Below are 12447 nucleotides of genomic sequence, written 5' to 3' on the forward strand. Positions count from 1 at the left end.
CTTCAGTAAGCGATGCGGATATCGGCGAAACCCAACTCGCGTTCGGCCTCGGGCGCTTCATCGAACAGCAGGCGATGAATGCGCCGTGCCGACGCCTGGAACTCCACGCCACCGAGGCTGTGCAGGTCGTATTGATGGCTGTGGATTTCCGCGCGCACGCGTCCCGGGTGAGGCGACAGCAACAGGATGCGATTACCCACCACCAGCGCTTCCTCAATGGAGTGGGTGACGAACAGCAGCGTGAAACGCACTTCTTCCCAGAGCAGCAGCAACTCTTCCTGCATCTTGCGCCGGGTCAGCGCGTCGAGGGCGGCGAAGGGTTCGTCCATCAACAGGATTTTCGGCTGCATGGCCAGGGCACGGGCGATGGCGACGCGGGCTTTCATACCGCCGGAAAGGGTGTGCGGGTAGGCATCGGCAAAGGCGGTGAGGCCGACTTTGTCGAGGTAGTGCAGCGCGCGTTCTTCGGCTTCGGCGCGCTTCAAGGTTTTCGAGGCCAGCAGCGGAAACATCACGTTCTGTTTGACGGTCTTCCACGGCGGCAACTGGTCGAATTCCTGGAACACCACGATACGGTCCGGGCCTGGTTGCTCGACCTTCTGGCCCAGCAAGCGGATCTCGCCTTCGCAGGGTTTGATAAACCCGGCGATGGATTTGAGCAAGGTGGACTTACCGCAGCCCGAAGGGCCGAGCAGCACGTAGCGATCGGCCGGGTCGATCTCGAAACTCACCTGGTGGGTGGCCCGCACCACGCGCTCGGGGGTGCGGTATTCCAGGCTGACGTTATCCACCGCCAGCAGCGGGCCGGTGGTGTGCAGGTTGCTGGCCGCGTGGCCTTGCAAAGGCGCGTTCATCTCAACTTCCTTGCAGGGGCTTGGCGTCCTGGAAGAAATAGTCCTTCCACGATTCAGGCTTGTTCTTGATGGCGCCAACGCGGTAGAGGAATTCCGCCAGCGGGTAGGTGTTTTTCGGCGTGACGCTGAATTCGAACTGCGGGTTGTCGATGATTTTCAGCAACTCGGCGCGGTCGATCTTGGCGTTGGTGACACGGATGTAGGTGTCCGCCGCTGCGCCTTTGTCGTTCTGGGCGAACTGCGCGGCTTCGGTCAATGCCTCGACGAACGCCTTGTAGGTTTTCGGGTTGTCGTTGCGAAATTTCTCGGTGGCGAACAGCACCGTCGGCGAGTTCGGGCCGAGCAGGTCGTAGGTGTTCAGCACCACGTGCACGTTCGGGTTGGCCAGGGCCTGGTCTTGGAACGGTGGGTTGGAAAAGTGCCCGGTGAGCTCGGTGCCGCCTGCGATCAGCGCGGCGGTGGCATCCGGGTGCGGGACGGCAACGGTGTACTTGTCGAGGCGGTTGAATTCCTTGTCACCCCATTGTTTGGCCGCCGCGTATTGCAGGAAACGCGACTGCACCGACACGCCCACCGCCGGTACGGCAATGCGATCTTTCTCGGTGAAATCGGCGATGGTCTTGACCTTGGGGTTGTTGCTGACCAGGTAGTACGGGAAGTTGCCCAGGGAAGCGACGGCCTTGACGTTCTGCTTGCCGTGGGTGCGATCCCAGATGGTCAGCAACGGGCCGACACCGGCACCGGCAATATCGATGGAACCGGAGAGCAGTGCGTCGTTGACTGCCGCGCCGCCAGACAGCTGAGTCCAGTCCACCTTGATGTCGATGCCTTCCTGCTTGCCGTATTTCTCGATCAGGTTCTGGTCGCGTACCACGTTGAGTAACAGGTAGACGATGCCGAACTGCTCAGCAATGCGAATCTCGCCTTCGGCCTGCGCGGCCGCTGGCGCGACCAGGCTGCCGGCCAGCAGGCTGATACCCAGGCCGACGGTCGCGGCCAGCCGTGCAAATGGAATGTTCCTGGACATGGTCATGCTCCGAATCAGAAAGGCGCGTCGCCCTGGATGGTGGTACGAAACAGCTTGCGGCGCAGATGGCTCGGGCAACCGGCAGCCAGGTGGATCAGCGAACGGTTGTCCCAGAACACCAGATCGTGGGGCTGCCACTGGTGGCGGTAGATGTTTTGCGGCAACACGCTGTGCGCATAGAGTTGGGCCAGCAGGTCGCGGCTTTCGTCCTCCGGCAGGCCGACGATGCGGGTGGTGAAACCTTCACTGACAAACAGCGCTTTGCGGCCGTTTTCCGGGTGAGTGCGCACGATGGGGTGCACGACTTCCGCCACCTGGGCAAGCTGCTCAGGGGTCAACGTGGGGCGCCAGTTGCCTTCGAATTTGGTTTCGCTGTAGCGCGCGGTGTAGGAGTGGGCGGCACTGCGACCTTCGACGGCGTTGCGCAAGTGCTCGGGCAATTGGTCCCAGGCTTTGTGCATATCGGCGAACAAGGTGTCGCCGCCTTCAGAGGGCAGCTCCTGAGCGTGCAGCATCGAGCCCAGGCTCGGCAGTTCTTTATAGGACAGGTCCGAATGCCAGAATTTGCCCGCGTCCCCCAGGCCGATGGACTGGCCGTTTTCGATGATGTTGGAGACGATCAGGATTTCCGGATGGTTGGCCAACAGGAACTGTTTGAGCACATGGATCTGCAGCACGCCAAAGCGACGGCTGAAGGCGATCTGTTGCTCGGGGGTGATGCGTTGGTCACGGAAGACCACGACATGATGGTCCAGATGTGCGCGGTGGATGCGCGCGAAATCTTTGTCGTTGATCGCACGGGTCAAGTCCAGGCCAATGATCTCGGCACCGACACTGCCGGGAAGTGGGCGAATCTCGAAGGTTTGGTGGGTAGGGATCGCTGTTGGAACAGTAGAGGCGGCGGACATGAGTTCACTCCCGGTCAGACAGGAGAGTGACTTTATAGATATAAGAGCGGCATTTTAAATACCGATAATGAATATCTATAGACAGGAATGTTCCGGCGAAAAGGCGCTTTCGGCGGCGGGGATGGCATAAATCAGCGAAGCGAAACGTTCAGCTGTAAGACGCCGTAGAAACGCTGTGTGGGCGCCAAGAACCGCGTGTTTAGCCGCTTACAAGCCGAAAACCTTGCCCGTTTGACAACCCGGCAGGCAGTCTCTAGTGTGCATTGGATCCAATTAGCCACACTCATTCTAATAAGGAGGATAGCGTAGCCGTGACGCAGAAGCCGAACCCTTTGAACAGCATCAAGATCAGCGGGCCGATTCCCGCCCACCTTGCCCGCTCCGTAATTGAAGAAACCTTGCGTAACGCCATTCTCGATGGCCGGTTGCCGTGTGGTACCGCCATGCGCCAGCAAGAGCTGGCCAGCCTGTTCGGGGTCAGCCGCATGCCAGTCCGCGAAGCCTTGCGCCAGTTGGAGGCACAGTCATTGCTGCATGTGGTGACGCACAAGGGCGCAGTGGTTGCGCCGCTGATTGAGGACAACTCGGCTGAGACCTATGCCTTGCGCATTCTTCTGGAGTCGGAAGCGCTGCGCTTGTCGACCCCGTTGCTGACCGCCGCCGATATTGCCGAGGCGAATACCTACATCGATGCCTTGGAACGGGAGAAAGACTACACCGAGATTGGCCGCCTGAATCGACTGTTTCACATGGTCCTGTATGGCAAGGCTCCTAACCAGCGGCTGCTCAAGCTGGTCGAACACGGTTTGAATGAAGAGGAGCGCTTTTTGCGCTTCAACCTTGAAGCGATGGGGCTGGGCGAGACATCCCAGGAAGATCACCGTGAACTGCTGAACCTGGTGGCGCAGAAGAAGCTCGACGAAAGCATCCTGGCATTGCGCAATCACCTGACGCGCGGCATGGAAGTCATCGCGAACTATCTCAATGGCCTTGAAGAAGCCGACAGATAGGTTTCCACCGCAACGCTCGCCCCCCTGCGTTGCGGGGCTCCCCCCTCAAGGAGAGCGCCGCGTCAAGATGACGTGATTAAAACAACTTGATTAAACTAAACCTGCTTCTACCCAAGAAACTTCCCACCTTTAAAACGCACCTTACACACCACATGTAACTTCTCGAAAAAACATCCAGTGCACTTATAAGCTCACCCAAACGTTTAATCAGCTTATTATCTTCCGCTGAACATTAAACTTTTCAACTGTCCGTATCCATCCAGGCCTATGGCGCGCCTTGCGCGTGGCCTGACTGAACGCTACTTGTCTACTTCCGGCTGCAAAAGCCATCACTGCTTCACGAGCAGTCGCGACAACTTATAGGCATCAACCATGTATCAAACTTTGCTTGAGCAAAAAAAACAGCTGTTATGCAGCCATCTGTTATTTGATGAAATAACTTCACTGGGTAAGTTACAACTTTTCATGGAGAGCCACGTATTTGCGGTATGGGACTTCATGACCCTCACCAAACGCCTGCAACAGGACCTGACGTGCACGCGGCTACCCTGGCTTCCCCCGACCGATCCACACGCTGCCCGATTGATCAACGAGATCGTGCTGGGTGAGGAGTCCGACGAGCATCCTGAGCGAGGCTATAGCAGCCACTTCGAGCTGTACCGTGAAGCAATGGTCGAAGTGGGCGCCAGCACCGCCGCCATCGATGCCTTTATTACGCTGCAACGCGGAGGCATCGAGGCCCACGCAGCCTTGCAACAGATCGATGTACCGCAAGGCGTGTCCCGCTTCGTCGAGGACACGTTGCTTATCGCGTTAAATGCCCCGACCCATTGTGTCGCCGCAGCGTTCCTGCACGGCCGTGAGAGTGTAATCCCGGCCATGTTCGAACGTCTGTTGCAAGGTAACGGGATCATCAATCAACAGGCGCCTATCCTGGGCCACTACCTGAACCGTCACATCGAATTGGATACCCAGGGCCATGAGCCAGCGGCGCAACAGTTACTGCAACGCCTGATTGGCGCCGACGCGTGCCGCAAAGAAGAAGTTGCGGGCGCTGCACTCAACGCGGTGGAAAACCGCATCACCTTCTGGGACTCGGTGCGTGCCTCGTTGCAAGGGGGCATCCATGAATACCGCTGACTATCGCTCCATCGCTGAGGATTGGGAGTGCCGTGCAACCATTCGCACACGTCCTCGCCGCGTGCTGGAAAACGACGGCAATCTGATCTATCCATTGTGTCGCCAGCCACTGGTAGTGGGCGCGACGTTTCTCGAGCACTGCTCGCAATGGCGCGATTTTGTGCTGGTGCAAAGCTTCTATAAATTCATCAATGACGTAGTGATTTTCGAAACCGAGATCGTCGACAAGACCGCCCGCCGCATTGCCAAGAACCGCTTCGCCATCACCTTCCCCCTCGCCTGTCGCTACGACGCAATGACCATCGTGGTGGACGAGGATTACCATGCCCTGGTCGCGCTGGATTTCCTGCAACAGACGGTGGCAATGACCGGTATAGAACCGCTCGAACTGCCGGCACAAATCGAGCTCAGTCGCGCCCTGCCGGCAGCACAGGCGCAGGCCCCGGCACACCTGCGTGACGCGGTTGAGTTGATTGGCGTGGCCATCGCCGAAAACACGGTGACCCATGACGTCGCCGCCTTCGCCAAGGACGACAGCGTCAAGTCGTCGGTCCGCGGCATGATGGCCGATCATCTCTCTGACGAAGGGCGTCATGCGCAATTCTGGACACGCCTGGTACGCCTCTACTGGCAAGCGGCGAGCCCGGAGGATCGCGACAGCATCGCCGACGTGCTGCCAACATTCTTGAGCCACTACCTGACCAACGACCTGCAGAAGTCCTTCGACCTGCAACTGATCGAACGTCTGGACGTGGACCCCAACATCCGTCAGGCGCTGACGCGAGAAGTAAACGCGCTGGATTTCCCCATCACCCGACAACACCCACTGATCGGTAACATCACAGGTTTTCTGCAGCGTAGCGGCTTGCTGCAGACACCCAGCGTGACACAGGCATTGAGTGACTATTTGCCCCTGGCCGGGAGAGCGGCATGAGATGCCTGACCATTGGATGGGTCGGTGTCAGCCAAGCCCTGGAGAGCGTGAAGCACGTGCTGGAGCAGTACGGCCATCGGTCTGGTGATGAGGCCGCCGACTGGGTGATCGAAGACGGGAGCCAGCCAGTACCCCGGCGCTTGTCCGAAGCCTCCCGCATCAGCTTGCGCGTGGGCATCGGCGCTCTGACTGAATACGGGCTGCCCGCCGTACAGTTGCGCGGCTATGACCGCAACAGGCGCCTGCTTGCCGCGCTGGACCTTGCCGAAGAGCCCAGTGGGAACGGCCAGCGACTGCGTTTGCACGCAACCCGGGTGCTGGCGGAATGGGTTGCCTTGCACATCAGTCGTGTTGCACGTGACCCTGAGTATTTGCCCCCAGAGGCCTGCGCCAATGCCTGGCCTGAGCAAGGCATGCAGGGGCTGGAAGCGGTGGCGTTTCTGCATCGGTTTAATCGCACGGCGGACCCGGCCGTGTGGCAGGCAGCCCGGGTGCCGGTGATCGAGCGATTGCAGGCCAGCCTTCTCACCTTCGCCGAGAGACCTGCCCTGAACATTGCGGGCAATGTGACGACTTACCGGCAACTGCAGACTCAGGTGCTCGCCATCCAGCAGCGGCTGGAACGGCTACTGGAGGGCATTGAGGCACCCGCCGTAGTCGGTGTTTGCCTGGAAAAATCCATCGCGTTGTACGCCAGTATTCTCGCAGTGCTCGGCTGCGGCGCGGTGTACCTGCCGCTGGCGCCCGACCACCCATCACAACGCCAGCAGGCCATGCTGGAAAGTGCAGGCGCCCGCGTATTGCTGGATGACGGCAGCCATCCATTGCGTGAGCACTTCGTTTCGCTGGACGTTGGCAATCTCGGCGCGCCAGACACTGCACGACCATTGCGGCCTCCTTGCATCGACCTTGAAGCACCTTGCATGGCGCTCTTCACCTCAGGCACCACGGGACGGCCCAAGGGTGTACTGCTCGGCCAGGACAATCTCGCCCATTTCAGCGCTTGGTTTGCCAGCCAAATGGCGCTGAGTGAACGGAGTCGTGTGCTGCAGTTCGCCTCGGTGAATTTCGATGCATCGCTGATGGACATTTTCCCCAGCCTGATCGCCGGCGCGGAGTTGATCATCCCCAGCGAGACGCAACGGCGCGATCCGCAGCAATTGGTCGAGCTGATTCGGCAACAGCGCATCACCCATGCGTTCTTGCCGCCGGCGCTGCTCAGCCTCCTGCCGCTTGATAAACCCTTGGGCCTGACGCATCTGTTGACCGGCGGCGATGCCTGCGAGCCTTATGTGATCGAACGCTTGGCAGGCCATTGCCACCTGCACAACCTCTACGGTCCCACCGAAGCGACGGTACTGGTCACCCATCGGATCCTGCAAGCCGGGGATGGCAATCGCAACCTGGGCCGCCCCATCGCCAACAGCCAAGTGCTGATCCTCGACGATAACCTGCAACCGGTGGACGAGCAGGTGATGGGCGAGCTGTACATCGTCGGCCCTGGGGTAGGCCTGGGGTATTTAAATGCAGCGCAGTTGCCCGACGACCCTTTCATGACGCTGACCCTGCCGGGTGGCAAGCCCCTGCGGGCCTATCGCAGTGGCGACCTTGCGAAGTGGACTGCCGAGGGTATCGAGCTGGGCGGCAGGCGCGATGCGCAGGTGAAGATTCGCGGAATCCGGGTCGCGCCTCAGGAAATCGAACAGTGCCTGCGCGACAGTCGACTGTATCGCCAGGTGGCGGTGGTCATTGATAGTGAACGCAAGATTCGTGGTGTCGTCGCCCAACCGGAGCCTGGCGCCACGCTAGCCGGCTTGAAACAGCATGCACGGCAGTGGCTGCCTGATTACCTGCAGCCCGACCTGTGGGCCGAGCTACCCAGCCTGCCTTGCTCCAGTAACGGCAAGGTCGACCGTCTGGCCTTGCTGGCGTTGCCGGCCCACCCCACGTTGAATAGCGCCGGGCAGGCTGCGCAAACGGCCCTTCACAGGCAACTGGTGGCGTTATGGCGTGAGTTGTTGCGCTTGCCAGTGGGCGAGCTGTCAATTGATGACAGCTTCTTCAATCTCGGCGGCCACTCCATGTTGTTGTCGATGTTGTTGCTGCGTATCCGCGAGCAGTTTGGCCGCAGCCTGCCGTTGAACCGCTTCTTTGAAGCACCAACGATTCGCACGCTTGCGCTGCTGATCGAGGATGGGGCGCTGCCTGAAGCAGCTTTCGGCCAGGCACTTCAGGATGCACAGAGGGAAGACGTTGTTCAGGTACTGCCTGTAGAGCGCGTCGGTGATCGCAACAAAGTGATCGTGACAGGCGCAAACAGTTTTATCGGTGTGCATATCGTCGAGGCGCTGTTGGCCAATGGTGCAACCCACGTGGCGTGCCTGGTGCGGGAGCTGCCGGGACAAGCCGCAAACACGCGATTCGCTCAGGCGTTGCGCGAACACCGTCTTGAACACTTGGACTTGAACCGGGTGCAGGTCTATGCCGCGGATATCAGCCAACCACGCCTGGGCTTGGCTTGCGATACGTATGAGCACCTTACACGGGACTACGGTGTGCTCGTGCACAACGCCGCGCGGGTCAATCACGTGATGGACTACGCCTCGTTGGTAAAGGACAACGTCGCCCCCCTGCTGGAATGCCTGCGCTTGTGTGAGACCCACTGCAAGAAAGTGCTCAATTTCATCTCGACCTTGTCCGCCTGCAGCGACACCGACGCACATGGCCACGTCCTCGAAACCCCGGCCGCGCAGACCCTGCCGATCTACATCAAAAATGGCTACAACTTGTCCAAGTGGGTCGCTGAGCGCTGGCTGGGGCGCGCGGTCAAGCAAGGTTCCTGGGTGAACATTCACCGCCCGGGAAACATCAGTTTCAACAGCCGGAGCGGTGTGTGTCAGCCGCAGAAAAATCGCCTGATGCTGATGCTAAAAGGCTCGCTGCAATTGGGCTTGGTGCCCCGTTTGGAAGTGAACTTCGACCTGATGCCTGTGGATTTTTTTGCTCGGTTTCTCGCGTTCCACTGCGGCCATTTTGAAGCGAGGCGAAACGTCTTCAACCTGCATAACCCACAGCCTTTGAGCTGGGATCAATATTTGGATGCATTCAGCCGGGCGGGCTACGAATTCGAGCGCGTCAGTGTCGCGCACTGGCAAAGGGCGCTGCGCACGGTAAGCCGCGAAAACGCGCTGTTTGGCGTACTGGGCTTTTATCTGGACGGGCTGGGGGACGACATTGGCGACACCTCAATGATCCACTGCAACAACGCACGTCGGGCAGTGGAAGCAATGGGCACCCACTACCCCGAAAAGAGCGCGTCGCTGCTGCAAAGGGGCTGCGACTACCTCAAGGCTATCGGCTTTCTTTGAACGGATTAAGGACAACCTCATGAAACCGCTGCAACCCGATACATTGATTCACAACCCAACTGGCATGCCGGTGGTGGCCTCTGTCGTGGTCAACTGCGAGGCCATGCGACTGTGGGGGGTGGTGGGTCACTTTGCAGGCTTTGATGCCTTTATTCCGGCCCTGTCGCACATCGAAATGACGGGGGACGGCGTGGGCGCTTTGCGCACCAAGTTTTTCCACGATGGTCATCGCGTCGTGGAGCAACTCAATAGCCGGGACGAAGATGCCATGAGCATGACCTGGACAACGATCTATAACACGCTGGGCGTAGCTCGATTGTGGGCGGCGATGCGCGTGGAAGCACTCGGTTCAAGCGGTTCAAGGGCGACCTGGACGCTGATCGGCGAGCCAGCAGAAATGGCGCAGGCGGAGTTTGAACAGTTTGTACAAACATTCGCCGACAACGCTTTGGGAAATGTGCGCCATATGCTGGGTTGAGGAGCAGGAGCGAGAGGGCTCGCTCCTGTTCAATCACCGTCAGATCTTGAAACTGTCGACCAGCTGTTTCAAGCGGCTGGCCTGCTGGGATAGCGCGTCGCAGTCCTTCAATGTTTCGTTGAGATTGGTCACGCCTTGCTGGTTCAGCAGGTTGATCTGATTGATGTCGACATTGAGTGTTTCCACTACTGCAGTCTGCTCTTCGGTGGCGGCAGCGACCGATTGGTTCATGCCATCGATTTCAACGATCCTCTTCGTCACGCTGATCAGCCGCTCACCCGCCTGGTTGGCCACCTGGACACTTTCTTCGCTGGAGGTCTGGCTGGCGTTCATCGTGCTCACCGCTTCACGCGAACCCACTTGCAACGAGGTGATCATTTTGTGGATTTCTTCAGCCGACTCCTGCGTACGGTGCGCCAGGTTACGCACTTCATCAGCGACCACGGCAAACCCGCGGCCAGCCTCCCCGGCACGGGCAGCCTCGATCGCGGCGTTGAGCGCAAGCAGGTTGGTCTGCTGGGAGATGCCTTTGATGACATCAAGAATGTGACCGATGTTGTCGGTGCTGGCATTCAGGGTTTCAATCTGCGTGCAGGACAGGCTGATCTTTTGCGACAGTTCCGACATCGCCAAAATGGTTTGCTCCACCACTTTGCGCCCATCGTCAGCCTGCTCACTGGCACCGCTCGCGTGCTGCGAGGCGTCGGCAGCATTACGCGCGATTTCCTGAGTGGCTGCGCCCAGCTCGTTGATCGCGGCAGCCACGCTGTTAGTGCGCGCGCTCTGCTCGTCGGAACCGATGATCGAGGCGTTGGACGATGCCATTACGCGCTGGGACAAGTCATGCACCTGGCGTGTTGCTGAAGACACTTCGGAGATGGAGGCGTGGATACGCTCTACGAATTGATTGAATGCACTGCCTACCTCGCCAAACTCGTCCTTGCTGGTGACGTCCAGGCGACGGGTCAGGTCGCCCTCACCCTGAGCGATGTCCTGCATGGCAACGCCCATAGTGGTCAGAGGCCGCAGCAGTACTTGGATCAGCAGGCTCAAGAGCACTGCGATCGCCACCACCGCAATTAACATGGCAATCAACGCTGATGTACGGAATTTACCCAGCGGTGCGTAGGCCTTGTCTTTATCGATCGACAGACCAATGTACCAATCCGCATCTGGCAGGCCACTGATCGGGGTGAACGACAAAATACGATCCTGGCCATTGAGGACGACATCCTGACTGACCTTCTCGATACGCACAGGGGAGCCTGGATAGATGTCCTTAAGGTTCTTCATCACCTGGTCCTGGTCAGGACTGACGATGACCTGGCCATCGCCGCTGACCAGAAACGCATGGCCGATGCCGCCGAAATCCACAGAGTTGATGATCTTCACCAGGGTTTGCAGGCTCAGGTCACCACCGACGACACCCAGCAGTTCACCGTTCTTTTTCACCGGCATCGCGATGGTCACGATCTGCCCACCCACTGCGGCCATGTAAGGCGGGGTGAGCATGGTTTTATCAGTGGCTACAGCTTGCTTGTACCAAGGACGCTGACGGGGGTCGTAGCCATCAGGCATCTTCGCATCTGGACGCTGGGTGAACACACCGTTGGTTTGGCCGACATAGGTGAACTGGAAATTTGCTGTGAGGGCAGGTTGATCGACCAAGCCCGGGAGGTCTGCGCCAGTGCCCTGGTGGGCAATATTTTGCGCCAGGCTTTCGAGTACCAGAATTCGCCCACTGAGCCAGTTCTGCACACTACTGGCGGTAAGCTCGCCGGATTGCTGGATGGAGGAATCCAGGTTTTGCTTGATGGTGCTTCGCTGCAGGTAGTCGTTGTAAAGCGTGAATAACGCGAAGGCTAGAACCACAACGCCTGACGCGGCCAACAGAATTTTATGACTGAACTTAAGATTCATTTCACCGACTTCTTTTGCCAAATGGGGGTGTGAGCGTGCCGAGTGGAACATTCCATGTAACGGTATAGGCGGACTCTCTGACCGCTCTATTTCGGTGCACGCATGGCTCGTCAGGCTTTCGGCCAAAGCAGGGCAAATCTTAGGGGATTGTGAGGTATATCCTGTTTTCGCGAGAGAAACCGACCGGTGGTAGGCGATAACGGATCGGTGATGCAGAGCCTTTCAGTCGCCAGGGTCGTGCCGCAGATACGTCCGCGCAAGGCGCCTTTGTGAACTTGCTGCAACAGAGCAGGAGCTCCGGAATCAAGATGCCTCATAGGTTTTTGCATGTCATGCAATGGCCTGGTAATCGATCACTGACGACGTGAATAAATCGAACATGCTTACCGGGGATCTATCAACTGCCGCATCTCTTAAACGACAAAACCCCTGTCTGCGCTAGCAGACAGGGGTTTCGGAATTCAATCTTGACGATGACCTACTCTCACATGGGGAAACCCCACACTACCATCGGCGATGCATCGTTTCACTGCTGAGTTCGGGATGGGATCAGGTGGTTCCAATGCTCTATGGTCGTCAAGAAATTCTGTGCACCGGACCGTTGTGTTAGCAACGTGCCGGTTAAATTCATGGACTTCTACATAAACAAAACCCCTGTTTGCGTTAGCAAACAGGGGTTCTGGAATTTAATCTTGACGATGACCTACTCTCACATGGGGAAACCCCACACTACCATCGGCGATGCATCGTTTCACTACTGAGTTCGGGATGGGATCAGGTGGTTCCAATGCTCTATGGTCGTCAAGAA

9 protein-coding genes, 2 rRNA genes and 1 pseudogene are annotated in these 12447 nt (G+C 58.5%); 5 read left to right on the forward strand and 7 right to left on the reverse strand.

Translation table 11 applies throughout. The annotated features are described in order from the left end of the window. Nucleotides 1–2: 2 nt before the first annotated feature. The 3 genes from K7431_RS13955 to K7431_RS13965 are packed head-to-tail and all read right to left on the reverse strand — an operon-like array spanning nucleotide 3 to nucleotide 2789. Nucleotides 3–854, reverse strand: coding sequence for an ABC transporter ATP-binding protein (locus K7431_RS13955; RefSeq protein ID WP_012721564.1), 852 nt, complete (start codon nucleotides 852–854; stop codon nucleotides 3–5). Nucleotide 855: 1 nt separating this feature from the next. Then, entirely contained in the window at nucleotides 856–1881 is a 1026-nt protein-coding gene (locus tag K7431_RS13960) for an ABC transporter substrate-binding protein (protein WP_043204612.1), read from the reverse strand. Nucleotides 1882–1895: 14 nt separating this feature from the next. Then, nucleotides 1896–2789, reverse strand: coding sequence for a TauD/TfdA dioxygenase family protein (locus K7431_RS13965; RefSeq protein WP_012721562.1), 894 nt, complete (start codon nucleotides 2787–2789; stop codon nucleotides 1896–1898). A gap of 311 nt (nucleotides 2790–3100) precedes the next feature. On the opposite strand from K7431_RS13965, the gene K7431_RS13970 reads away from it, so the two are divergent. The 5 genes from K7431_RS13970 (at nucleotide 3101) to K7431_RS13990 (ending at nucleotide 9719) form a co-directional block, all read left to right on the forward strand. After that, nucleotides 3101–3799, forward strand: coding sequence for a GntR family transcriptional regulator (locus K7431_RS13970; protein WP_012721561.1), 699 nt, complete (start codon nucleotides 3101–3103; stop codon nucleotides 3797–3799). Between the two features lie 372 nt (nucleotides 3800–4171). Next, on the forward strand, nucleotides 4172–4939 hold the full coding sequence (locus K7431_RS13975; protein WP_012721560.1) for a DUF3050 domain-containing protein: 768 nt from the start codon (nucleotides 4172–4174) through the stop codon (nucleotides 4937–4939). After that, nucleotides 4926–5873, forward strand: a complete 948-nt coding sequence (locus K7431_RS13980; protein ID WP_012721559.1) for a diiron oxygenase — start codon at nucleotides 4926–4928, stop codon at nucleotides 5871–5873. Before K7431_RS13975 ends, K7431_RS13980 begins: the two co-directional genes overlap by 14 nt. Next, a complete protein-coding gene (locus K7431_RS13985) occupies nucleotides 5870–9241 on the forward strand; it encodes an amino acid adenylation domain-containing protein (protein ID WP_012721558.1) in 3372 nt (1123 codons plus the stop codon). The genes K7431_RS13980 and K7431_RS13985 overlap by 4 nt, the downstream gene beginning before the upstream one ends. 19 nt (nucleotides 9242–9260) lie before the next feature. Beyond that, on the forward strand, nucleotides 9261–9719 hold the full coding sequence (locus tag K7431_RS13990; protein WP_012721557.1) for an SRPBCC family protein: 459 nt from the start codon (nucleotides 9261–9263) through the stop codon (nucleotides 9717–9719). 39 nt (nucleotides 9720–9758) lie between these two features. On the opposite strand, the gene K7431_RS31135 is transcribed toward K7431_RS13990, so the two are convergent. The 4 genes and pseudogenes from K7431_RS31135 to rrf (K7431_RS14005) all read right to left on the reverse strand — a co-directional run bounded on the left by K7431_RS31135 (nucleotide 9759) and on the right by rrf (K7431_RS14005) (nucleotide 12445). Further along, the gene (locus K7431_RS31135; protein WP_370636097.1) at nucleotides 9759–10544 is read right to left on the reverse strand and encodes a methyl-accepting chemotaxis protein; all 786 of its coding nucleotides are present in this window, start codon (nucleotides 10542–10544) and stop codon (nucleotides 9759–9761) included. 117 nt (nucleotides 10545–10661) lie between these two features. After that, a pseudogene (locus K7431_RS31140) lies at nucleotides 10662–11690 on the reverse strand (cache domain-containing protein); the annotation flags it as partial. A 414-nt stretch (nucleotides 11691–12104) separates the two neighbouring features. Further along, nucleotides 12105–12220: ribosomal RNA gene (gene rrf, locus K7431_RS14000) — 5S ribosomal RNA — on the reverse strand. Nucleotides 12221–12329: 109 nt separating this feature from the next. Beyond that, a 5S ribosomal RNA gene (rrf, locus tag K7431_RS14005) occupies nucleotides 12330–12445 on the reverse strand. Nucleotides 12446–12447: the final 2 nt, after the last annotated feature.

Source organism: Pseudomonas fluorescens group sp., assembly GCF_020093335.1.
GTDB classification, from domain to species: Bacteria; Pseudomonadota; Gammaproteobacteria; order Pseudomonadales; family Pseudomonadaceae; genus Aquipseudomonas; species Aquipseudomonas petroselini.